The 22,290-nt window shown below is 37.2% G+C and carries 24 protein-coding genes; 12 read left to right on the top strand and 12 right to left on the bottom strand.

Annotation, left to right across the window (positions count from 1 at the left end; all coding sequences use genetic code 11):
* Positions 1-315: 315 nt before the first annotated feature.
* Positions 316-1,302, bottom strand: coding sequence for an alpha/beta hydrolase (locus J7E81_RS11625; protein WP_215042366.1), 987 nt, complete (start codon positions 1,300-1,302; stop codon positions 316-318).
* A gap of 707 nt (positions 1,303-2,009) precedes the next feature.
* Here J7E81_RS11625 and J7E81_RS11630 point away from each other — a divergent pair.
* Together J7E81_RS11630 and J7E81_RS30540 are read left to right on the top strand one after the other, a co-directional pair.
* Positions 2,010-2,186, top strand: a complete 177-nt coding sequence (locus J7E81_RS11630; RefSeq protein WP_251028605.1) for a hypothetical protein — start codon at positions 2,010-2,012, stop codon at positions 2,184-2,186.
* An 8-nt stretch (positions 2,187-2,194) separates the two neighbouring features.
* The gene (locus J7E81_RS30540; protein WP_308162202.1) at positions 2,195-2,269 is read left to right on the top strand and encodes a hypothetical protein; all 75 of its coding nucleotides are present in this window, start codon (positions 2,195-2,197) and stop codon (positions 2,267-2,269) included.
* A 228-nt stretch (positions 2,270-2,497) separates the two neighbouring features.
* Here J7E81_RS30540 and J7E81_RS11635 read toward each other — a convergent pair whose 3' ends face one another.
* On the bottom strand, positions 2,498-2,815 hold the full coding sequence (locus J7E81_RS11635; RefSeq protein ID WP_215042367.1) for a hypothetical protein: 318 nt from the start codon (positions 2,813-2,815) through the stop codon (positions 2,498-2,500).
* 510 nt (positions 2,816-3,325) lie between these two features.
* Here J7E81_RS11635 and J7E81_RS11640 point away from each other — a divergent pair.
* Positions 3,326-4,168 (top strand): STAS domain-containing protein, encoded by an 843-nt coding sequence (locus J7E81_RS11640; protein WP_215042368.1) that lies wholly within the window; start codon positions 3,326-3,328, stop codon positions 4,166-4,168.
* Between the two features lie 135 nt (positions 4,169-4,303).
* Here J7E81_RS11640 and J7E81_RS11645 read toward each other — a convergent pair whose 3' ends face one another.
* The 3 genes from J7E81_RS11645 to pdxR all read right to left on the bottom strand — a co-directional run bounded on the left by J7E81_RS11645 (position 4,304) and on the right by pdxR (position 6,999).
* Entirely contained in the window at positions 4,304-4,963 is a 660-nt protein-coding gene (locus tag J7E81_RS11645; RefSeq protein ID WP_374104026.1) for a YczE/YyaS/YitT family protein, read from the bottom strand.
* Positions 4,947-5,402, bottom strand: coding sequence for a GNAT family N-acetyltransferase (locus J7E81_RS11650; protein ID WP_215042370.1), 456 nt, complete (start codon positions 5,400-5,402; stop codon positions 4,947-4,949). Before J7E81_RS11650 ends, J7E81_RS11645 begins: the two co-directional genes overlap by 17 nt.
* 145 nt (positions 5,403-5,547) lie before the next feature.
* Entirely contained in the window at positions 5,548-6,999 is a 1,452-nt protein-coding gene (gene pdxR / locus J7E81_RS11655) for a MocR-like pyridoxine biosynthesis transcription factor PdxR (protein ID WP_215042371.1), read from the bottom strand.
* A 133-nt stretch (positions 7,000-7,132) separates the two neighbouring features.
* Between pdxR and J7E81_RS11660 the strand changes: the two genes are divergently transcribed.
* The 3 genes from J7E81_RS11660 to J7E81_RS11670 all read left to right on the top strand — a co-directional run bounded on the left by J7E81_RS11660 (position 7,133) and on the right by J7E81_RS11670 (position 10,621).
* Positions 7,133-7,750: a LysE/ArgO family amino acid transporter gene (locus J7E81_RS11660; protein ID WP_215042372.1), complete on the top strand. Its 618-nt coding sequence runs from the start codon at positions 7,133-7,135 to the stop codon at positions 7,748-7,750.
* A 150-nt stretch (positions 7,751-7,900) separates the two neighbouring features.
* Positions 7,901-9,262: an MATE family efflux transporter gene (locus tag J7E81_RS11665; protein ID WP_215042373.1), complete on the top strand. Its 1,362-nt coding sequence runs from the start codon at positions 7,901-7,903 to the stop codon at positions 9,260-9,262.
* 708 nt (positions 9,263-9,970) lie between these two features.
* Entirely contained in the window at positions 9,971-10,621 is a 651-nt protein-coding gene (locus J7E81_RS11670; RefSeq protein ID WP_215042374.1) for a hypothetical protein, read from the top strand.
* 535 nt (positions 10,622-11,156) lie between these two features.
* Here J7E81_RS11670 and J7E81_RS31095 read toward each other — a convergent pair.
* Positions 11,157-11,315: a staygreen family protein gene (locus J7E81_RS31095; RefSeq protein WP_308162203.1), complete on the bottom strand. Its 159-nt coding sequence runs from the start codon at positions 11,313-11,315 to the stop codon at positions 11,157-11,159.
* 498 nt (positions 11,316-11,813) lie between these two features.
* On the opposite strand from J7E81_RS31095, the gene J7E81_RS11680 reads away from it, so the two are divergent.
* On the top strand, positions 11,814-12,071 hold the full coding sequence (locus J7E81_RS11680; RefSeq protein WP_215042375.1) for a hypothetical protein: 258 nt from the start codon (positions 11,814-11,816) through the stop codon (positions 12,069-12,071).
* 73 nt (positions 12,072-12,144) lie between these two features.
* Complete coding sequence (locus J7E81_RS11685) at positions 12,145-13,062, top strand: DMT family transporter (RefSeq protein WP_251028608.1); 918 nt, start codon at positions 12,145-12,147, stop codon at positions 13,060-13,062.
* Between the two features lie 371 nt (positions 13,063-13,433).
* Here the strand turns inward: J7E81_RS11685 and J7E81_RS11690 are convergent, their stop codons facing one another.
* A complete protein-coding gene (locus J7E81_RS11690) occupies positions 13,434-13,859 on the bottom strand; it encodes a MarR family winged helix-turn-helix transcriptional regulator (RefSeq protein ID WP_215042377.1) in 426 nt (141 codons plus the stop codon).
* A 247-nt stretch (positions 13,860-14,106) separates the two neighbouring features.
* Between J7E81_RS11690 and J7E81_RS11695 the strand changes: the two genes are divergently transcribed.
* Positions 14,107-14,631 (top strand): nitroreductase family protein, encoded by a 525-nt coding sequence (locus tag J7E81_RS11695; RefSeq protein ID WP_215042378.1) that lies wholly within the window; start codon positions 14,107-14,109, stop codon positions 14,629-14,631.
* 141 nt (positions 14,632-14,772) lie between these two features.
* Positions 14,773-15,180: a hypothetical protein gene (locus J7E81_RS11700; protein ID WP_215042379.1), complete on the top strand. Its 408-nt coding sequence runs from the start codon at positions 14,773-14,775 to the stop codon at positions 15,178-15,180.
* Positions 15,181-15,299: 119 nt separating this feature from the next.
* Here J7E81_RS11700 and norA read toward each other — a convergent pair whose 3' ends face one another.
* Entirely contained in the window at positions 15,300-16,490 is a 1,191-nt protein-coding gene (norA, locus tag J7E81_RS11705; RefSeq protein ID WP_215042380.1) for a multidrug efflux MFS transporter NorA, read from the bottom strand.
* Between the two features lie 122 nt (positions 16,491-16,612).
* Here norA and J7E81_RS11710 point away from each other — a divergent pair, with 122 nt between their 5' ends.
* Positions 16,613-17,446, top strand: a complete 834-nt coding sequence (locus J7E81_RS11710; protein ID WP_215042381.1) for a MerR family transcriptional regulator — start codon at positions 16,613-16,615, stop codon at positions 17,444-17,446.
* A gap of 45 nt (positions 17,447-17,491) precedes the next feature.
* Here the strand turns inward: J7E81_RS11710 and J7E81_RS11715 are convergent, their stop codons facing one another.
* The 4 genes from J7E81_RS11715 to J7E81_RS11730 all read right to left on the bottom strand — a co-directional run bounded on the left by J7E81_RS11715 (position 17,492) and on the right by J7E81_RS11730 (position 21,204).
* Positions 17,492-18,205, bottom strand: coding sequence for an AAA family ATPase (locus tag J7E81_RS11715; RefSeq protein WP_215042442.1), 714 nt, complete (start codon positions 18,203-18,205; stop codon positions 17,492-17,494).
* Positions 18,206-18,456: 251 nt separating this feature from the next.
* Positions 18,457-19,206 carry a hypothetical protein gene (locus J7E81_RS11720; protein WP_215042382.1) on the bottom strand — a complete coding sequence of 250 codons (750 nt, stop codon included), beginning with the start codon at positions 19,204-19,206 and terminating at the stop codon, positions 18,457-18,459.
* Positions 19,207-19,424: 218 nt separating this feature from the next.
* Positions 19,425-19,838, bottom strand: a complete 414-nt coding sequence (locus tag J7E81_RS11725; RefSeq protein ID WP_215042383.1) for a VOC family protein — start codon at positions 19,836-19,838, stop codon at positions 19,425-19,427.
* A 157-nt stretch (positions 19,839-19,995) separates the two neighbouring features.
* Positions 19,996-21,204, bottom strand: a complete 1,209-nt coding sequence (locus J7E81_RS11730) for a multidrug efflux MFS transporter (protein WP_215042384.1) — start codon at positions 21,202-21,204, stop codon at positions 19,996-19,998.
* A 142-nt stretch (positions 21,205-21,346) separates the two neighbouring features.
* Here J7E81_RS11730 and J7E81_RS11735 point away from each other — a divergent pair, with 142 nt between their 5' ends.
* Positions 21,347-22,228 (top strand): LysR family transcriptional regulator, encoded by an 882-nt coding sequence (locus tag J7E81_RS11735; protein WP_215042385.1) that lies wholly within the window; start codon positions 21,347-21,349, stop codon positions 22,226-22,228.
* The last annotated feature ends 62 nt before the right edge of the window (positions 22,229-22,290 follow it).

Raw genomic sequence — 22,290 nt, forward strand, 5'->3', positions numbered from 1 at the left:
ACACAATTATATGGACTTAATCGATAAGAAAGGTTCATAACCCCTGTATGCAACAAGAAGGCGAGCTCCGACAGATAAGAAAGGTTCATAACCCCTGTACGCAACAAGAAGGCGGAGCTCCGAAAGATAAGAAAGATTCATAACCCCTGTACGCACCACGAAGGCGGAGCTCCGACAGATAAGAAAGGTTTATAACCCCTGAACAGCCCTAGGGATATCACAAATCAATGTTAATAAATCGTATTGATTCAGGTAATTGGAAGATTTACAGATTTGTAATTTTGGCTTTTGTCAAAACCATGACAGATAGTCTCTCTATTTGCCAACAATCTGCTTGCTGTCAATATCTTTACCAAAAATATGGTCACCCAACCACGCGGACAAGCAATTCCTAAATTCCTCTGGAAGGGGCTCTTCTAACAGCTGCTTATAAATTTTCAAAGGGTTAGAGGCGTCCATGATGCCGGTCCAGCTTTTTAAAATATGAGTCATATCTTTGATGACATGAAATTCCGCCTCACCTGACACAGAAGGAATAACTTGTTCACAGGCAGCGAGCGGTACCTGGCAATCCTTTTCACCGGCAATAACAAGAACAGGGCAGGTGATTTGGCGAAGGTCTGTAAATACATCATATTGGTAAAACTCTCGCAGCCATTTAGCGGGAAATTTCTTTCCGAATACCCTCATGGTCTCCGCAGTGCTGTTCAATACTTTTCTATCAAATTTAGCATTTGTCTTTTTTGCTTTTTCTGTTGCATGTAATGTCCGAATCAGCCACCCCTTAAATCCGCCAAGTTGATTTAAGGCATCATACGCCTGCTGGCGCTGCCAGTTTATGATTTCCTGCATAGGCATCGCCCCACCACATAAAAGGATCACTCCGACAGACGGTTCCTGGACATAAACCGCTGGTGAAAGCTGCGCCCCCTCACTGTGGCCAAGGATAATGGTTTGGTTTTCATTTACTTTTGGATGCTGTTTAAGAAAGCGAAGGGCAGCGGTTGCATCGTTTGCCAAGTCCCGGAATCCACGTGTATAGGCGTCACCCTCACTTTGGTGGGTGCCGCGTTTGTCATAGCGCAGGGTAACAAAACCGAGCCCTGTTAGGAATTCAGCTAAATCTTTATAGATCCCCATTTTGAATTTTGGGACGTTGCCATCACGGTCACTCCCGCCACTTCCGGGGATAATCAGGACAGCAGGATAAACTTCCTTTGTTCCAATCGGTATGGTAAGTGTACCTGAAAGTTTTACTTCACTTTGAATGACAGCATTCTCTTCTTTGATTTTATAACTCATAATCCGCTCCTTTTCCCCACATTCGGGATTATAATTGTTGAATCGTCCGTTTTCGGCCTTTACCAGGTGTCTTAATAATGTATTTCTGAAAAACAACTCCAAGTCCTTTCAAATCAGATGCAGGATTAAATTTGCCTTTTCGTGCTTATAATCGCTTATTGCTTTATTTATTATCATTATTAATAATGATAATAAAACATTTAGGGATAAATGTAAACGGATATTTAAAAATTTACGATTCCAGAACGTAACTTATTTCATCGAGTTGATGAATGCTCGTTTTTTTATAATTTCAAATTATAGTTTTTTAACAAAAAGACCGAATAGTTTCTTCAGTCGTAATATCTTGTATTGGAATTTACTTCCGGCTTACGCTTCACCATGTTGGGCACAATTCCTGTTTGTTTTAACCGTTTCGGCTGGTGGAACAAACGAATAAAGGGCTGTCTGCAAACCAAGATGGTTAAATCCGTTGCTTTAGCCAAGTACCGATAAAGAAAGGAAAATCCATGCCGCCGTCGATGTACCGTGAATAGTAAGAAGAAGCAAAGAGCCTGCAATCATGCAGGAGTTCCCTTGATAAAAAATGAAAATAAAACCAATGTCACCCCAGTTAACACCACTTTCCAAAGACAGCAAAAACAAGAGCAGCTTAAAATGGACATATATGTTATCATTTTTTATCGGATAAGGGGAGTAAGTATATTATGAGATTACAAAATAAAACGGCTATTGTTAGGTGCTGCTTCTGGTATGGAGAAATCATGGAGAAACCAGGTTTTATTGAAACCCCAATGATAAGTAATTATACTTCTAATGAAGAGGTTAAAAATGAACTTACATCAGGAATTCCATTAAGGTACTTAGGAAACCAGAAGATGTAGCTTATGCAGTGCTATTCCTAGCTTCGGATGAGGCAAGATTTATTACAGGTGCAGAATTTATTATTGATGTGGTCAGTCGATAAAATAGTAACCTTAGATAAATCTTAATTAATAGAGCTACCCTATATTTTGGGTAGCTTTTTTTTAGCCATAGTTTCAACAATCGGGCGCTATTCTTCAAGAAGGAGAATAGCTTACTTTTATTGAAGTATAGGTGCAGTTTAACTTAAGAAGATAGTAGGCAGACAAGAAAAGCGTTTTTTGTGGGATGGTGGGAGAGTTGTGAAGAAAACTAAGCTAAAATCTTACTTTCAAAAATAACTTCGGTAATGATATAGCATTACGACAAATGTGATAATGGTATAAGAAAGTGATGTGAAAAAAGCAATAGTAGGTTTGAATTCAAAGTTCTGTCCTTCCATTTTCATTCCCGTTGTTCCTTGAACGGTCATATCCGTAAGCCGTGATGTAAAACCACCTTTAGAGGTAGAAAACCAAATAATGATTGATACAATCATTCCAACAAGAAACGAATAGTCGATGAATTTTGTATGAGTAAGGTAAGTAAAGCTAAGACTCAACCCTAATAAAACAATTAAAGTGATTAAGATGTTTATGATTATCTTCATAAGTTATTGTCTCCCCCTTGAATTTATCTGTATATTTAAACAATAACATAAAATGGATATTTTACCTATAAAGTGTTATTTCTTCTCGTGAGAAAGCGCAACCGCAATCATCGAAGTATTCAAAGGATTCAGCAACGTTCCCATTCTCATTAGAACATAAAAAAGAAACGGTTTTTCCCGTCTAACTATTCAATATATCTAAGTTGTCTGATTCATAGAAAAAGCTTCAGATTACATCATATTAGGGATAAATATGTTGGTAAAGAAATAATAACCAAGTGCACCGACTATTACACCAACAAGCACTAAAAATAGGGGGAAAATATTCTTCTTCATCATCTATCTCCTTTTTACTAAATTTTAACATAAATTGCTAGAAAAGGGATGTATGTAGAAATCTTTATGAACATGGCAGGAAGTACAACAAATAGGTGCATGCAGAAGACTTAAATGATAAGATAAGGTAAAATTTACTTACTATTAGAATGAGTTGATGGAGGGGTATTGAAGTTGCATAGAAATAAAGAATTACATTCGTTTCTATTGGCTAAGGCAAGAGATCTAACAGAGGAATGGTATAATTCTCTAAATAAAAATGACCCTTCAGGAGTATATGCCTCGGATGACCCTAACGTAATCAATACTCTAAAAAAACAAAACTTTGATTTTCATTTACATCTTTGTGAGGTTTTTATTAAAGAGGAAACAGCGTTCGTAGAAGAATTTCAAAAATGGATCCATTCGATTGCGCAAGATCCCCAGCATTTAAAGACACCCATTCATTTTATGTTAAGAGAATTTTTCAGGGTTCGGGAACAGTACCTCGATTATATTAAAGATTTTGTCGCTCTACATATGGATCAGTTTTCCAATGAAGTGATCGATAGCTGGAATCGAGTGATTGTAAAAGCTTTTGATAAAGTTATGTTAGGATTTGTCGAAGAGCATCAATACTATCTGCAAAGAAAACTATCTGCGCAACGGGAACTTATTCAGGAGTTAAGTTCTCCGGTTATTTCTCTTACTAACGAGGTAGCGTTACTTCCTCTGGTGGGTGAAATAGATACAAGACGGGCAAATGTAATGCTTGAAAAAGCATTGAACCAGTGTGCTCATCTGGAAGTGGATTTTCTTGTTATTGATTTATCAGGCGTTCCCATGATTGATACAATGGTAGCACATCAAATTTTTCAACTGATAAAAGGATTGGAATTAATGGGGGTAACATCTACTCTTTCAGGAGTTAGACCTGAGATCGCACAAACAGCAGTACAGCTAGGACTCGAATTTAATGGTGTTTCTACCTATTCCACTCTACGCCAAGCACTGAATTCGATGGGAATTGTCAAATGATAGCATTTTTTTGTTTGTCGATTAGCTACCACAAACGGTAGCTTTTTTATTTAAAATGGCTCTGTTAAAGAACAATGTTGATTTCTTATTGAACTAGCGGAACAGTTTAGATGAAGAACAAAATTAAAACCCATTCTAAACAGAATGAGTTTTGTCTTTCTCACTAGTAGTCGCTGTATTAGTCGCAGTATGCGTGTTCAATCCTTTTGTAACCAATGGCATAAAGTAATTAAGAATCGGACCGCCCACACAAACAGTAAAGATAGTACCAATACCAATTGGTCCATTGAATATGAAAGCCATTGTCAGGAATAGCAGATAAATTAATGTTTTAGAGAACATCATGCTCATTCCAGTTATTTCTCGAATTATTAACATTAAATGGTCAACAGGAATTGGTGCAAAATTTGTTTGTAAATAGATTGCAGTTCCTAATCCTATAACGATTAAGCCTAACCCGAAAAAAACAAATTTGGTGAACCATTGTTCAGGTGTCATGAAATGATTTAATAAGAAAAGCCACATATCGATACCAAAACCAGTTATAAAGGATGTGATTAAACCCAAAAATTCTGGTCTTTTTCTTTTTAATAACGAATTGCAAAAAATCAGTAATAAGGCAATTACGATTTCCCAACTTCCTACAGTAAGACCAACCTTTTTAGATAACCCTACCAGGAGTGCATCAAAAGGAGACGTTCCAAGGTTTGAATGTATAGTGAATGAAATTCCAAGGGTTAAGATAAGAATTCCTAATCCATAAAATATATATTTTGTTTTAAACTGTCTGTTCATCATTGTTGAATAGTTTTTTTACCATTAAAATATGTGGAATCCCATCTTCCATAAACACGTTGGAAGAAGTATGATAGTCCTGTTTTTTATAAAAACCCTCTGCTTGTGTTTGACCGTGCAATTTAACCACGGATACTCCTTTTTCTTCGGCAATATCTTCCAAGGCTTTGATAATAACTTTCCCAATACCCAATTTACGGAATGGCTCTAATATACAAATTCTCTCCAACTTACCAGAGTGATCAACAACCCTTATTCTGCCCGTCCCAACTGGTTGGTCGTTGAAATAGACTAGTATATGTTGACATTGCCCATTAAGTGTGTCAAATTCATCAAATTCATCTTCTAGAGGAACGCTTTGTTCCTTCACAAATACTTGTTTCCGAATAGCAAATGCTACCCTTAAATCTTCCTCAATCATTATTCTTTTTGCATACATTATTTTCAGTCCTTTTAAATGAATGTTTTTATTGCAAATGCAATAATATTAGATTAAATTTAATTTATATCATTTTTATAGTAAATGCAACAAAAAAATATAGGTTTAAGGAGATTTACTGAAATAAGGGCTTCAAATGAAGCCCTTATTTGGCTATTAATTTGATTATTTTTGATAAGCGTTTAAGACCATCTTCTATACTTGGAAGAGATGCAAATGAATAGGAAATACGAAGAAACTGTTCGGCTTGATGATCATAAACATTTCCTGGATTCAGTAAAATTCCTTCTGTAAGGGCCATTTCAAATATTTTTCTCATCGAAATGGACGGTAACAACCGCAGCCAAATATAAAATCCTCCAGTTGGTTTATCCCAAACGGCAAGATCAGAAAAATACTTGTTCAAAGTAGCTAACGTAAAATCTCGTCGAGTTTTCAGTTGTTTTCTTACTTCTTGAAGATGTTCATGGTAAAGTCCACTGGAAAACCATTCAGCAGCTGCCCATTGTGATAAAGAACTAGATCCATAATCGGTTTGCATTTTAATATCGGCTAAGTGCTCCACTACTGGTTCTGGACCCACAATCCAACCGATACGAAGACCGGGACTTAACGATTTCGATAAACTTCCCAAATAAAGGACAAGTCCATGTTTGTCAAAAGCCTTAATGGGTTTTGGCGGAATCTCATCCAGCCATAATTCCCGGTACACATCATCTTCAATTAGGGGCAGTTGTTCTTGTTGGCAAGTATCTAGTAAATGTTTACGTCTTTCGAAAGTCATTAAGGTCCCAGTAGGATTATGAAATGTTGGGATGGTATAGAGTAAAGCAGCATTTTGTTGTTTTTTATATGCTGGAATTAGCTTGGTTTGAATTCCTTCTTTGTCCATAGGAATCCCCATTAAACGCATACCTGCTGACTGAAAGACATTTAACGAATGAAGATAGGATGGCTTTTCTGTTAGTACGGTAGAACCCTTATGTAATAAACCCACACTTATAAGCTGTAGGGCCTGTAATGCACCTGACACGATTAAAATGGAAGAAGGAGAAGCATGAATTCCTATGGTCCTCAAATAGGTTGCGATTTGTTCTCGTAAGGGCAGCAATCCCTTTGGTTCTTCATAGCCATAAGAAATTTCTTTATTTGACAATTGCTGAAAAACTTTTTTCATAGATTGGCTAGGGATTAGATTTGGAGATAATTCTCCAGTTCCTAGACGAATAATGTTCGGAGTAAATTCAGCATGATTTATTTCTTGAATCGTTGGCAAGTTTGGCTGGTGAGTTCCGAACTTTACATACGAATTCCAATCAGGAGGCGGGGTAGTAGCTAACAGGTTCCACGTGTTGTTTATGACTCTTGTGCCGCTGCCGCTTTTTCCCTCGATAAGTCCTTCGGCTATTAATTCGTCATATGCGGTTACAATGGTGCTTCGATTGACTTCTAAACGTTTGGCCAACGTCCGCTGGGGAGGGAGCTTATAGCCGATTGTCCACTCGCCATTGGCTATTTTTTCTTTCATAAAGTCTGTTATTTGTTTATGTAATGGTACTGGTGATGATTTATTTGGTTTCCAATCGGTGTTAAACATAAGTTGGTCCTCCTTTTTGTTTTTATTATATAACTTGGTTGGTTTGGATTCCATCCAATTGGTTGGAGACAAAAGCAAAATTTCCTACTAAAATAAGACTCGTTGATCGATACAAGAAAGGGCGTAAATTAGAATGTTAGAACCATTTTTTCATGGATTTATTCTTGCGCTAGGGCTGATCCTACCCCTTGGCGTGCAAAATGTGTTTGTTTTTAATCAAGGGGCCCTGCAGCCGCGATTTGTTCAGGCACTACCAGTCATCCTAACAGCTTCTTTGTGTGACACTTTATTAATCTTGGTATCTGTTTTGGGTGTTTCATTTCTGATTTTAGGTTCATTTTGGATAAAAATGATCTTAATTGGAGCAGGTTGTATTTTTTTACTCTATATGGGATGGATCACATGGAATAGTAAACCAAGTAATGTAAGTGAAGAAAGCAGGAATAAATTTTCCTTAAAGAAACAAGTAGTGTTTGCAGCCTCGGTTTCCTTACTGAACCCTCATGCAATCATGGACACTGTGGGTGTTATTGGCACAAGTTCAATAAGGTATCAAGGGGAAGATAAAGTAATCTTTGCTTTTGCTTGTATTTTGGTTTCATGGCTTTGGTTTTTTGGACTTTCACTGATGGGGCGTTTGACTGGAAAGCTTGATCAATCTGGCAACTTTTTGTTGGTGTTAAATAAACTATCTGCCTTAGTCATGTGGGGGGCAGCAGTCTTTCTTTTGTATACTTTAGTGAGTAAATAGAACAAGTTAATAGGTACCAAGTATAGGAGGAATTATGGATACATTATAGAATATCTATTATATAGGGAGTGGATCATCGCTTAAATGGATGGAGCAAGGTGGTTTCCCTAAATCGTAAAGTTCATCTAAAAAAACATAGGGGATTACAACATGTTGAAAGAATGGAAAAAGATCTTACTGCTTGCCATACCTTCGATTGCTTCCTTTGCTTCCTCGACACTTACAGGGACCATCAATCTGATATTAGTGGGTCAATTAAGTGCTCTGGCGATTGCGATCGTGGGGGTTTCGAACATTATTATGTATAATGCCTGGGCATTATTTTCAGGCATAGGACATACGACCAATTATTTAGTGGCTCAAAATTACGGATCCAATACCATGAAAAAAGGCGTGGAACGTACCTATATCGCTTTTTATCTTTGTATAGCCGCTGCGACACTGGTGTTAGTGGTTGGTTTACTATTTCCAGAAGCGATTTTTAAGCTGTTGGGAAGTTCACCTGAGATGATTAGACAAGGGAAAAGTTATCTTCAATTTCGTTTCTTTGCGATGGTATTTTCAATCTTTACCTTTGTTATTCATGGATTTCTTCGCGGGATTGGAGATACCAAAATTCCGATGATTAGTACCATATTAGGTGGAGCCGTCATGATTTTTCTTACTTATGGGCTAACCTATGGACATTTTGCTCTTCCTAAATTAGGTTTGATTGGGGCAGGGATTGCCTTTTATATGGGAGAATTGGTTACGTTTCTTATTTGCGCTTATTTCTATTTCATAAAATTGCACCAAAAATATGAAACACGCACAAGAATTGCCTTCGATCGAGCAGAAGGAAAACTAATTTTTGCTGAAAGTGCCAAATTAGGAATACAGGAATTTTCGATGGCTATGGCCATGTTTGTCTTTACAGCATTTGTGACAAGATTAGGGACCAATGCGTTAGCAGCCAATGAAGTGGCCTTAAGTGTCATGAGTCTTGGATTTATGCCCGCTTTTGCGTTTGGATCAACAGCAACTATTCTGGTTGGTCAAGAAATCGGGAGAAAGAACCCCAAATTAGGAAGAAAAGCAGGGACAAACACCGCCATTTTAGGGTGTATTTTTCTATTGATTTTAGGTATGATTGAATTTTTTTGGGCAGTACCGATTGCGAAAATTTATACCCATGATGTCCAAGTCTATAAAGTAGCCGCAGAATTAGTGATGATTTCGGCATTTTTACAATTGTTTGACGGACTATTAAATTTTTATGCCGGTGGTCTTAGAGGAATTGGGGACACATCGTTTTTATTAAAAATCTCTTTGTTATTGGGATGGTTATTTTTTGTTCCACTCAGTTATGTTTTCACGTTTATGCTCGATTGGGGCAGTATGGGTGCATGGATCGCCTTATACTCTTATCTCACGGTATTTGGAGTAAGCGTGATGATTCGCTTTTATCGAACAAATTGGGATTCGATTCAGTTAAAATCGGTTAAAAAGGAATACCAGGACAATGTAATTTAAAATCGGAAGAGTTTTTCCTTCAAGCAATATCTAAATAGGGAGTTGATAAAATATGTCAGCTCCCTTTATACTTCTTTAATTATCAACTTTGGATTATCAACAGCATCACTAATACGAGCGTGATTTGCGTCATAATAATTTGGTTGATTTTCATTGCAAAAAATAGAACCCCAGGATTTCCTCCAAATGACTCTCAGACAATCTTTGCAAAATTTCTTCCCCATGTAAGGTTAATTGAATTAATACACTCCGTTCATCATCAGGGTTACTCGTTCTTGTGATAAGGTCCTGCCGTGAACAGCGGTTGATCAGCCCTACACATGCGTTATGCGTAATAAAGTAGATTTTCCCATTCTATACTAGTTGAAGACAAGCACCAACCTTTTTTTCTCATATATATGAAAAGATTTAAAGATCATTAATGTACGACAAGGGTTATTGGTCTTATCTGCGGCTTGTGCCATTGATAGCCCAAGTAAAAGCCTGGTGGTTTTTGGAAGTCATTCGGGTCTACAAGGCTTTTATAAAATAATTAAAATTTTCTTATTTTATTTTTCTTGTTAATTGACTAATTATAACTGATATATGTAAAATACATATATAGTAATTTCGTTAAATGAAAGCACAACCAAGATTATTGGACTCTACATACCTTCGTTTCATAGGAGGGGAAAAAATAGAGAAATTTAACAAAGAACATGAGGAGGAATGAAAATGGCACAAAAGGTAATGGAACCAAAAGAAGAAGTTCAAAAAAAGGAAGTAAAAAAAGTAGAGGTTACAATAGTAGAGGGGCCAAAAGTTGAGTTCCAAGAAGTAGAGTCGCAAGGAGAAACAAGCTATGTTTCAGAGTCATTTATTGAAACATTTTGGGATCAATTTGAAGGTGCAATATCTCGTAATAGAGAACTTAGAGCACAAGGCCAAGATCTTTTCCTAAAAGCTATAAAGGAAACAACAAAGTTCAATGGGGTATACCGAAATACGTTTAAGGGCCTTTATGAGCAAACGACAAAAATTAATAACGATTTGCGGAATGGCTTAGTCCAAAACTCAATGGGTAAAACAAATGAATTAATTCAAGAAGTGACTGAATCTTTTAATGGTCAAGTAAACGAGGTAGCTAAAAAATTAGAGGAGTTGTATTTAACTCCATTTAACACTGCCTTTGACTTAATGGAACAATCCGAGCAGCTTGTTGAACAAAATAGTGAGTCATTCATAGAATCTACAAATGAAGCATGGAACGCTTGGGAAGCTATCACAGACAATTATTTAAAGCAAACTAGAAACATTCATCAAAATATTGCACAACGATTCGAAGATAGCTTACGTATACTGATTCCTGGAAATAAATAATGTACTAATTTAAGAAAAACAATTCTTAAGTAGATGAATTCTTCCTGTTAAGTAATATTGTTTATGGCACAAAAAAAGCAGCTTTACCTTCACTGGCACGCTGCTTTTTTTGATACATTTGAAAGTTTAAAAAAGGATAAGGTTAAGACAGTTAGAAAAGTATATGGGGGGTTTTTGTTATGAATGAACAAGAGGAAATGTTTATATAAAACATCTATAATACTAAATAAAGATACGAGTAAGATGTCCTTGAATGATATTATTGAGGAATTGGTTACTATCATTGAACAAAAAGTGAATGGATAATGGAATGGATTTGGAGAATAATCCTATTCATCATGTCCTTTACTACTATGATAAATATCTATAAAAACAAATATAAAAGCAGTGGGTTTCGTAAGCGAAAACGCACTGCTTTTAATATTTTGTTGGGAATTAATCTATCAATGGGTAAAAAAATTTGAAACTCGAATAGAGAAGCCTTTGAGATGGATAAAGTTCCTATGTTAGTTGTGACATACATCTTAGATAATTATCAGTATGAAAAATGGTGGAAGGTTCCCCAACTTTCTTGTCTAACAAACTGAGGATAGGCGGACATAAAGTTAATTATGATTAAAAATTGTTCTAGATTAGGGTACTTGTCGAATAAGAACCTATCTCCGTAAGAATAGCTGCTAATGCAAGTGGTAATTCACGTTTATATATTTCATTGCTTTTTCCCTTGATAAATATCGATTCAACATTGGACATGGGAATGCTAAAAAGGCAAGATTATGTCCGAAGATGAGCCAACTTCAGACAAGGAAGAGCCAAAAGAGTGAGGTTGTGTCCGAAGATGAGCCAACTTCAGACAAGGCAAAGCCAAAAGAGCGGGGCTGTGTCCGAAGATGAGCCAACTTCAGACAAGGAAGAGCCAAAAAAGCGAGGGTGTGTCCGAAGATGAGCCAACTTCAGACAAGGAAGAGCCAAAAGAGTGAGGGTGTGTCCAAAGTAGAGCCAACTTCAGACAAGGAATAGACAAAAGAGTGAGGTTGTGTCCAAAGTAGAGCCAACTTCAGACAGGGAAGAGCCAAAAGAACGGGGCTGTGTCCGAAGTAGAGCCAACTTCAGACAAGGAAGAGCCAAAGGAGTGAGGTTGTGTCCAAAGTAGAGCCAACTTCAGACAAGGAAGAGCCAAAAGAGTGAGGTTATGTCCAAAGTAGAGCCAACTTCAGACAAGGAAGAGCCACAAAGTACGATGATGTCCGAAGAAATACCAAAAAATCCTGAACCCCATGATTTTAATCGTGGAGATTATAAAGAAGAATTATTGGGGAGAGACGAAAGCTTATGGTATTATAAAAGAACAATGCATCTTAAAAACTTCCAAAACCTATATGAGGTATGTCGGAAAATTAATTCCGTTACTAATTATCGTTGGATTATCAATGAAAACTGTATAGAGTAAATCGTTCCCGTCTCTTTACTTTTTAAGAGGCGGGATTTTTTATTTAAAAGAAAAAGGGAAACAACTTTTGAAAATGACAAAATCCATGGCAAACCTGCTCCTATTGATTACTTCGGCACTTTGGGGATCAGGGTTTGTTGTTACAAAAATAGCTCTAGATGCACACGCATCTGCGGGATTCATCAATTTTTTCCGAGGCTTACTCTTTGTTGTGATGATTCTTATGTTTTTTTATAAAAAGATAGTTAATATGACCTTTAAGGACTTCAAAATTGGGCTAATTGCGGGATTGCTTAATTTTGGAGGGTTTATCACGCAAACAATTGGTATTGAGTATACGACTCCATCCAATAATGCGTTTATTTCATCCATATATGTGGTCATTATACCTTTCTTGGCTTGGGGTATTTATCAAAAGAAACTCCCTGTAAAAAGCTTTGTTTCCATTGCCTTTTGTTTACTTGGAATGATGATCTTAGCTGGAATATTTAACCACGCAATAACCATTAATATAGGTGACGTATATTCTTTTATTTGTGCGTTTTTCTATGCAGCTTCTATTGTATATCTCAGCTACGGAGCAAGAGAGACAGATGGCAGCATTCTAGCTTTTATGCTTGCAGTTGTGCAAGGAATAGGGGGGATGTTTTTTTTCTTCTTCGTAGAGAAAGGACAACTTACAACTATCCATTGGTCTGTTGCCATCATGCCATTGTTATATATGGGAATAATCTGTTCGTTTGTTGGTCAGACAGTACAGGTTTTAGCTCAAAAGCATACTTCTGCAACAACTGCGGGATTAATTATGATGCTTGAAGGAGTGTTTGGAAGTATTTTTTCAGTAGCGTTTGGTTTTGAAGCTGTTACGGCAGAGCTAGTTGTTGGGGGGATGCTGATTATTCTATCACTTATTCTGTTAGAAGTGGACTTTAAGCAGATATTCCTCAGACCACGCAACAGCTCAGAGAGAAATAATTTCACCAATTCATAATGAAAAACAAAACGTGTCTGCATCATAATTCGAATGCAGACCTTTTTAGTTAACTCAGAAATTACAGTTAACTAAAATATTGTTATGTAAACTAAAGAAGAGTGGGGAAAAAGGACGACTTTCTTCGTGATTAAAGCAATACATGAGTATTTTACTAAACGTCCAAATAATCCTTTAAAAGATGCAATCGCTGATTGCAATATGTAACAAGCTATAGCAATGGGTGGAGTAAAGGTCACTTTATCAGCTAATTACATTTCCAGCTAGTTACCATAAAGTGAACAGGATAAAAAAAGTACATTAATCGGGGATTTAATGCACTTTTTTTAATCTTAAGCCATTTAGGTAATCAACGAACCATCGGTGTAACCTCAATTTATCTCTTCCTGTTGTTCTAAGAAACCATCCCGTTTTCCGATTAAAAATCCAATCTTCATAATTTCTTCCAAATGAATCTCAGACAACCTTTGCAAAATCTCTTCTCCATGTAAAGTCAATTGAATCAATACACTCCGTCCATCATCAGGGTTACTCGTCCTTGCTACTAGGCCGAGCTGGGAACAGCGGTCAATCAGACCTACACAGGCATTATGCGTAATGAATAAGAGATCAGCAAGCTCACGTGGTGTAACTGTATCACGCCCAGGGAATCCTTTAATGGCTAATAAGAGTTGATGCTGCTGAGGTGTCACCCCCACTTTCCGTGCCTCGGAATCACTAAAATGAAGAAATTTCTTCAATTGATATCTGAATTCAGCCAATAATTCATAGGTTTCTTTATTTAAATTTTCTGACATAAAAGTCCACCTTTCATGTTGATATTTATATCTTAACACGATATAATTTTAATACAATAAATAGATCCTAATACGATATATCACAACTAATTTTAAAGTGGGGGATTGTAATGGAATGGATTGATTACCTATCACCGAACACGGTTTCTGGCATTGTATTCTATAGCCTTTCATTTGTCGGGGTCATATTTTTAAACATAAAGGTTTATAAGTTCAAGAATTAACTACATAAACTGGAGGTTCCTTTATGGACGTAGTAAAAGCCATTCAAACACGACGTGAGATTACTAGTTTCCAAGACAAACCTGTTCCGAATGACATACTGGAAAGTATTCTGGAGGCAGGCTACCTAGCTCCTACTGGCAATAATCTCCCGTCAAGAGAATTGATTTTAGTGACAAATAAGCAGAAACTCGAGACGCTTGAAAAAACAACCCCCTACATGGAGTGGTTAAAAGAAGCTTCTGCCGCAATTGTCATTACAGGGCGCCCAGACGTAAGTAAATACTGGGTTCAAGATGGGTCTATTTCTTCCTCTTTTATGTGGTTGCGAGCAACAGAACTTGAATTGGGTGTTGGCTTTGGGGCGGTTTATCATTTTGAAGATGCGAAAGAATCGGCCAAACGCGAGGAATGGGTCCGTAACGCGCTACATATCCCTAACGACCGGCGCGTATTAGCGATACTCGGGATTGGATACCCAGAAAATAAGCCTAAAGCTAAGAAGCTTCCTTCTAAAGAAGAGATTATCTATTATGAATCCTTTAAATAAATGACGAATTGCCTTTCTTTATTTTGCGAATAGTAAGCACTATTCGCTTTTCTTATATACACCTGGTAATGACAAGCACCAAGCCTTTTTTTTCTCATATACATGAAAAGATTTAATGATGAAAGAAAGGGGGAGGCTGCATTGTACCCAAATGATCCTTACCAGTCTTTCTATCCATATTACTATGACTACAGACAAGGACTATTTCAAAAAATTCTTGCTTGTTATCAGCAGAAACGTTGGATTCGATTAACTTTTCGAGATGGAACAACTGTGGAAGGTTTCATTAGGACCTATGACCTTGCAAGGGGAGTATTAATTTATGTACCGATGCAAAGTTATTTGATTTCATGTGAAGGTGTAAGGGTGGATTCTCTGCAAAAAGTACAGAACTGCATAGGTAAAAGGGCCACTTTGACACTTCCCAACCATATTAGCCTGTCTTTTACCATAGAAGATGTTGACCAATCACAAAATATTGGTGGATGGGTGAACATAAATGAACTGATGTCGGTATCCGGACAGGTAGTGAACGCGAATTGTATTTAGTTGGGACGGTCTTGCAACATAGAAAATTCAAACATAGCACAAAAGGAAGCACATCGAACGTGTGCTTCCTTTTGTTTTTGGATCATTTAAAAACAGTTTCATAAGTGTAATTTGACTGATTACCCTACACTAGCCTTCACTTTAATAGAAGAATCACTTGCCTGCTTCTTCCAAAACAATGTAATCGCGATTCCAAGTGTTAGGATTACCGTTGCAAAATAGAAAGGGTAGTTAATATCTATATCAAATAATATCCCCCCTAGAACGGGTCCGCTAATGTTTGCTAAACTTGTAAACATGGAGTTCATCCCACCAACGAATCCTTGTTCGTTCCCAGCTATATTGGAAAGATAGGATGTTATGGCTGGGCGGAATAAATCAAATCCAACAAAAACAATAAATGTTACAAGTAAAATAGAGAAATAGGAATGAACAACCGTCATTAAAAAGACAAGTAAGGCTGATAAAATTAAGCAATATCGAAGCAACTTAATTTCACCCCAAATTCGTGTAAGCCGATCAAATAATAGGACTTGTGTAACTGCGCCAAAAATGCCGCCGCCTGTGATAACAATCGCTATATCGGATGGTTTAAATTGAAATTTATGGTCCACAAATAGACTGAAGAAAGATTCAAAAGCGGCTAAGCCAAATGAGGCGATAAAAATTAAAATAAACGCAAGGAAATATTTAGGGGCAAAAATACGCTTAAAGCCAAACTTACCGTTGGAGACTTGTTCATTTTCATCTTCGTTACGATTCGGCTCAGATAATAAAATTATAGACAGTATAGACGCAATCGTTCCAAGTGCTCCTGCAAAGAAGAATGGTATACGTGTTCCAAACTCCGCTAAAAATCCACCAATGCCTGGACCAATAATAAATCCTGTACTAATGGCAGCTGACATAAACCCGAGTGCCTTTGGGCGCGAATCCAAATCGGTAATATCAGCAATAAAGGCAGTAACAGCCGGCATGATGAACGCAGCACTAATTCCACCCAAAATACGGGAAATAAATAGCATTTCAATTCCTTTTCCGATCCCAAATAAAAATTCTGACATACCGAAAATAAATAAGCCAATGACAATCATGATTTTCCTGCCGAATCGATCTGCTGCTTTCCCTGCAAGTGGTGAAACAAGCAATTGAGCGAATGCAAAAGCTGCTGTTAAATAACCTACTGTTTTCCCAGTGATCCCTAATTCATCCATCAGTGTGGGTAAGACTGGGATGACGAGACCAATTCCCAAAAAAGCAATGAATAAATTCATTAATAATAATCCTAAAGTGACGTTACGAGTCTTCATTTTTTCTACTGCTCCTTACTAAAAAACTAAAATTGAAAACAAATCTGGGGAATTTATCAGTTGTTTACAATTTCTATCCTAGTGTATATAGTTACTATATAGTCAAGGGCGGTGTTGGAAAAATGAATAAAAAAAATGAAAAATATTTAACCACTGGAGAATTTGCTAAACTTTGCAAAGTAAACAAACAGACACTTTTTTATTATGATCAAATTGGGCTTTTGTCCCCGGAATTGAAAAATGACAAAGGGTACCGCTATTACTCCATTCATCAAATAGAACTTTTCTTTGTGATTGATTTATTAAAAGAACTTGGTATGTCGCTGAACGATATTCAAAAATACATGGGAAATAAATCTCCGGAAAGTTTTTTATCGTTAATGTATCAAAAAGAAGAAGAGATTGTGAAAATGCGACAGGAGATTGATCAGAAGGAAAAAATGATCAAGGCAAAAATCACCTTAATGGAAGAGGCATCACACCTTGATTTTCAACAAATTACGTTTGAACCATTACCAGAGGCAACACTTTATTTAAGTAGAAACATCGAAAATATAACGGATGAAGAATTTGTAGAGGTCATTTCGGATTTTATTAATGAATTGAGCGTTTCTCAATTGGATTCAGGCTATCCAATAGGTGGTATAACCAAACGGGAGCAGGTACTAAAAGGAGAATTCTCTAATTATAGCTATTTATACATTGAGCAACCGAATCCAAAGGTAGGATATCCGTATTTTCAGGCTGTAAAGGGTGATTTTCTGATTGGCTATCATGTTGGGGATGAGAAAACAATTAGTGAAACGTATAAGCGGCTTTTTAAAGAAATGGAACGTTTAAATTTAGCATTAAGTGAGTATGTTTTTGAAGAGTATATTTACGATACGGTTGTAATGAATCATAAGGAACATTATGTCACCAAAATTATGATACAAGTCTCCCCAATAGATCGTTAATTTAGAAATTCTTGTATAGAGGAGCTAGGGGGGGAATTCTAGCTCTTATTCCAGAAGATGACGAAGCATACGTTTCGGATCATTTAAAAACTGTTTCATGATCTGAAAATGATTGGTTTCTTCAAGCTTTTTCTCTTTTATTCCATCGTCACTTAATTCATATATAACGGAATCTGGATACGACATAATGATCGGGGAATGGGTAGCAATAATGAGTTGGGAGTGTTCATTCACTAAGTCATGTATTCTCGTAACCATTGACATTTGCCGTAAGGGAGAAAGAGCAGCTTCAGGTTCATCCAGTATATAAATCCCATTTCCTCCAAACCGATGAATAAAGGTTGAGAAAAAGGCCTCTCCATGTGATTGCTCATGTAGGGATTGCCCGCCAAAAGAGTTGATAATTTTTGGAGACCCGCCACCCTGGTCCAATTCCTCAATATTGGAAGCCACGTTATAAAAGCTTTCAGCACGTAAGAAGAAACCATCCCTTGGCTTATCAATACCCTTGATCAGTTTAAGATAGTTTGTTAATTCAGAGTGGGAATCAAAGGTAGAGAAGTTGAAGTTAAAAGATCCACCTTCTGGATTAAAACCTAAAGAAACCGCGATGGCTTCTAATAAGGTGGATTTTCCCATTCCGTTCTCACCGACCAGGTAGGTAACCTTGGGATGCAAGGTAAGCTCAGTCAGCGTTTTTATACTTGGGAGATTAAATGGATAGGTAGAAAATGAGGGCACATCTTTTCGGTTCAACATGACACTTCTAACAAACGGGGAATCTATCACAATTGATCAGCTACCTTATTTTTTAATTTTATTACCACTAATGAGCAAGTGAGGGACTGTTTGGCTAGTAAGGTTTTATAAAGAGTTAGGCAAAAATCATAGTAAAAATAGGTTTAAGGCTGTACCAGTTTTATCATCAGACAATAAAGTTTGAGGAAGAAGGAACCGTCCTCAAACTTTTAATAAATACATTGGTTGATTTCTGTAACAATTAGCTGCTTTTAAGCAGTTTGCTTTTTATTTCTTCTAGTTTGTTCTTCCCTTTTATTTGCTTTAGATTTTTTTGATTTTGACACTCTAAAGAATAGAATCAATCCTGCATTAAACATGAGAGTCCACACGAGTGCATATTTATTACCGCTAAAATAGATTCCTGGAATAGGGATCAACAGTAACAGGATACTTTTCAAATAGTAATTTACCTTTGGGTTTACCGCTATCAATACTGAAAGAAGAACAAGAATCGAAGGGATGAGGTTATCCCCCAAAAAGCTTAGATTCGTATAGTTCACATAAGCGTAATAGGCAAATGATCCGATAATGGCAATTATGGAAAGATAAAATCGAATAATCGGATTCTTATAAAAGAGAATCCAAACGGCAATAAAGTTTATTCCTGCACGAATTCCAACGACAGATAATATCTTAGTAAAATCACTAACCGGATTTTTCGCAAAGTCTAAAATATAGTAGAAGTTGTAACAGACAACGCCAATTACAAGGATTTTAAACAGAAGTTTTACCCAAGACAGCTCCAATTTCTTTTTCTTTTTTGACGATCGGAACCTACTAGGTGAGCTTTCTCTCCCTTTAGTCTCATTACCTGTATTTTTCCTATTCTTAAACCACTTTTGAAAGCCGCTATCATCTAATTCCTGTTCGGCTTCCAATCTAGTAGTATGTTCGCTTGTTTTATATTCTTGGTCATTGCCTAGTTCACTATGTTGTTCTGACTCAGATTGAAAATCCAATTTATCTTCACCTCATACATTTTTTATCATTATATCTTATTTTGATAGAAGTAGTTAATAGAAACTGCTTTTAATAGAACCAAAGGTTTAGTTAGCTGTCAACTTTTTTATGAGGGGGTTCTGTAGACTGTACATTCGGCTGCTCAAAAAAAGCAGCCGATATGGTGTGGAACGGGTGAGGTTAAAAAAGAGAAGGAGGGGGACTTCATTCGAATAGACTAGGCTTCTGTGGACGGATGTTCACACAGAAGCATCCATGACGTTCCAAACCTGTCTCTCAGTTGAGCATAACGCAAAGCAAAAATGGTTTCTTCCATGGGCATAAAGATTTCTCCACCTTCAGAAAGCAAGGTATAAAGCCTCTCCGCCTCTTCTGCACTGTCAACCCGGAGTGTCAGATAGACACTCCGCATCAGTTCAGCGTTAGGGATATCTGCTCCTCTTAGTACCGTGTCCCCAATCTCGATTGTAGCATGCAAAATGTCATTTTCACGACCTTTCGGAATGTTCGTCGAATCTGGCAGTTGGTTGAAAGGCATCATCGATGTGATTCTGCCTCCGATATGCTGTTCATAGAACCGAAACGCCTGTTCACAAACTCCTCGATAGTTAACGTAGATATCAAGCTTCATTAAATAATCACTCCCTTTTTATTTTGGTTGCAGGTCTTGATAGATATCTTATCATTCAGTATAAACTGCATATGAATGCCATTACAATGATGGATATTATGAAGTCGACATATAAATTTAGAAAAAAAAGAAACACGCTGAAATCTCAGTGTGCTTCTTAATGACTATGTGACATGTTCCTTCTACTAATACCAATATGATTAATACCGTAAACCCATAATGCATTTAGCAGCAATAAGGCACTTGTAGTAAAGAACACATAATGAATGCCAAAGAACGCGGCCATTTGCCCGCCTAATACAGATCCTCCGAGCGTACCAATATACTGTGCAGATTGATTGTACCCGAAAATACGACCAACAATATCATCTGGTGCACTTTTTCGGACCAAGTTGTTAATGGATGGCAATAATCCAGCTGTAGCAAGTCCAAGACAGAAGCGCAGTCCCATGAGTTCCCATGGTGTTTTCACAAAGGCTTGAGGAATAAAGATAATTCCGGCAGCAATAAGTGCTCCGATCAATATTTTTCTTGAACCAATCCGGTCAGCAAGCTTACCTAATCGTGGAGCAGCAATAATATTGGCTAAGCCGGCAGCAGCCACCACCATTCCCGCGATCATCGATAAATGGGCTGCATGTGGTGATAATTCTTTTACATAAACCGTAATTAATGGCTGAATGGACATATTGGCTATTTGCAAAATAAAGGTGCTAGCAAACAATGAAATAAGCAATCTCGTATCAGGAACTCGTTTCCAAACTTGGCTGAAGGCTAACGGTGTTTTATGAACAGGTGTAAATTCTTCTTTTACTAAAAATAGAACGGCAATGAAGCCGATTAACAATAACACGCTTGTTACCACAAAACAGCTTCGAATTCCAAAGAATTCTGTAATGAACCCTCCCATTAAAGGACCTAGAAGTCCGCCGCTGACGGAGCCTGTTGAAAGTGTTCCGAGTGCCCAGCCTGAATTTTTCTTCGGTGTTTGTGTTGCAACTAATGTAACAGCTGCAGAAATGTAACCGGAAACGGCTCCCATTAACATCCGTAACGCGAGCAATTCATAAACGTTTTGGACAAATGCCATCATAAAAACGACAATGGCCATTCCAAGGCTTGCCCGGAGTAACATGAGTTTTCTGCCCTTTTTATCTGCAAGTTTCCCCCATATAGGTGAAACAATGGCTGAAATTAAAAAAGTTGAACCAAAAATCAATCCAGACCATTTTTCAATATCTGTAGTTGCGTGTACCCCTAGCTGATCGATATAGATAGGCAGCATAGGGGAGATTTGACTCATCCCAGCGGCGGTCACAAATGAACCGAACCAGCAAACAAATAAATTTCTTTTCCAAATCTCCATATAAACACCTTTCTTATTAATAAGATTTATTTCGACTTCCAAAATAATTGATATTCTCAATCATACTCCAAATTATTGATAACGACTAATATATATATTACTATTTACTTATAGGTTAAGGACTATCAATAGAGGTGAACAAATGGATTTCTTACAATTAAGGTATTTTCAAACGGTTGCCAAGTTTGAACATATGACAAGGGCCGCCAAAGAGCTAACGATTGCACAACCTTCACTAAGTCAAACCATTTCTCGTTTAGAGGAAGAGCTAGGTTATTCCCTTTTTGATCGGGAGGGAAGGAATATAAAACTCAATCAATTTGGGAAAATTTTTTTAAAAGGAGTAGATCGGGCTTTTTCTGAATTAGAATCTGCCCAGCAAGAGATGGCGGAACTCGCAGGGGAGAGCAGGAATCAAGTTTCCCTTTCGGTCATGCATATCCCCTTATTGCCGAATATGATTAGTCAATTTCGTAAGACCTATCCATTCGTCAGTTTTCAAGTAAGTTTGCATTCTCCTTTGCGACTTGTCGAACAATTGGAAAAAGGGGAAATTGATTTATGTGTAACTTACTTTCCTATTGAGAAAGAAGGAATCAGCTGGATTGATCTTATGGAAGATGAAGTATTCATCGTCGTCCCGGATACCCATCATTTGGCTAAGAGAGATAGCATTCAGTTAATAGAAGTGGCAGATGAACAATTTATTCACAGAGAGCCGACCAATCCCTTCCGAATGCTAACAGATGGTTTTTGTGAAAAAGCAGGATTCACACCAAAAATCGCCTTTGAACTCGAAGAACCAGGATCCATTCATCACTATGTAGAGGAGGGTTTGGGGATATCCTTTTTAACCGAGCATACCCTTCGCTATTCACACTACGAAAAACTGGTTCCATTGCATATTGAACAGCCTGTTTGTAAACGAACGATCGGAATGGCATGGAAAACGGAGCGGTATACGTCAAAGGTCGTTCGGGATTTCCGGGAATTTATGATTGGTTATTTTAAGGAATTAAGCTAAATGAGGCATGTGTATACTAAGGGGAATTTAAGTCAAGAAGCACTGACGGTCCCTGTATAAAT

The organism is Bacillus sp. ISL-18, from assembly GCF_018613415.1.
Lineage (GTDB): Bacteria > Bacillota > Bacilli > Bacillales > Cytobacillaceae > Neobacillus.

Excerpts from the sequence above, each read along its gene's own strand:
- pdxR (WP_215042371.1), bottom strand. The coding sequence starts at position 6,999 with ATGTTTAACACCGATTGGAAACCAAATAAATCATCACCAGTACCATTA.
- J7E81_RS11690 (WP_215042377.1), bottom strand. The coding sequence starts at position 13,859 with ATGTCAGAAAATTTAAATAAAGAAACCTATGAATTATTGGCTGAATTC.
- J7E81_RS11680 (WP_215042375.1), top strand. The coding sequence starts at position 11,814 with ATGTCCAAAGTAGAGCCAACTTCAGACAAGGAAGAGCCACAAAGTACG.
- J7E81_RS11660 (WP_215042372.1), top strand. The coding sequence starts at position 7,133 with ATGTTAGAACCATTTTTTCATGGATTTATTCTTGCGCTAGGGCTGATC.
- J7E81_RS11730 (WP_215042384.1), bottom strand. The coding sequence starts at position 21,204 with ATGGAGATTTGGAAAAGAAATTTATTTGTTTGCTGGTTCGGTTCATTT.
- J7E81_RS11685 (WP_251028608.1), top strand. The coding sequence starts at position 12,145 with ATGACAAAATCCATGGCAAACCTGCTCCTATTGATTACTTCGGCACTT.
- J7E81_RS11735 (WP_215042385.1), top strand. The coding sequence starts at position 21,347 with ATGGATTTCTTACAATTAAGGTATTTTCAAACGGTTGCCAAGTTTGAA.
- J7E81_RS11665 (WP_215042373.1), top strand. The coding sequence starts at position 7,901 with ATGTTGAAAGAATGGAAAAAGATCTTACTGCTTGCCATACCTTCGATT.
- J7E81_RS11635 (WP_215042367.1), bottom strand. The coding sequence starts at position 2,815 with ATGAAGATAATCATAAACATCTTAATCACTTTAATTGTTTTATTAGGG.
- J7E81_RS11710 (WP_215042381.1), top strand. The coding sequence starts at position 16,613 with ATGAATAAAAAAAATGAAAAATATTTAACCACTGGAGAATTTGCTAAA.
- J7E81_RS11715 (WP_215042442.1), bottom strand. The coding sequence starts at position 18,205 with ATGTTGAACCGAAAAGATGTGCCCTCATTTTCTACCTATCCATTTAAT.
- J7E81_RS11695 (WP_215042378.1), top strand. The coding sequence starts at position 14,107 with ATGGACGTAGTAAAAGCCATTCAAACACGACGTGAGATTACTAGTTTC.
- J7E81_RS11625 (WP_215042366.1), bottom strand. The coding sequence starts at position 1,302 with ATGAGTTATAAAATCAAAGAAGAGAATGCTGTCATTCAAAGTGAAGTA.
- J7E81_RS11670 (WP_215042374.1), top strand. The coding sequence starts at position 9,971 with ATGAAAATGGCACAAAAGGTAATGGAACCAAAAGAAGAAGTTCAAAAA.
- J7E81_RS11725 (WP_215042383.1), bottom strand. The coding sequence starts at position 19,838 with ATGAAGCTTGATATCTACGTTAACTATCGAGGAGTTTGTGAACAGGCG.
- J7E81_RS11630 (WP_251028605.1), top strand. The coding sequence starts at position 2,010 with ATGAGATTACAAAATAAAACGGCTATTGTTAGGTGCTGCTTCTGGTAT.
- J7E81_RS11650 (WP_215042370.1), bottom strand. The coding sequence starts at position 5,402 with ATGTATGCAAAAAGAATAATGATTGAGGAAGATTTAAGGGTAGCATTT.
- J7E81_RS11645 (WP_374104026.1), bottom strand. The coding sequence starts at position 4,963 with ATGAACAGACAGTTTAAAACAAAATATATATTTTATGGATTAGGAATT.
- norA (WP_215042380.1), bottom strand. The coding sequence starts at position 16,490 with ATGAAGACTCGTAACGTCACTTTAGGATTATTATTAATGAATTTATTC.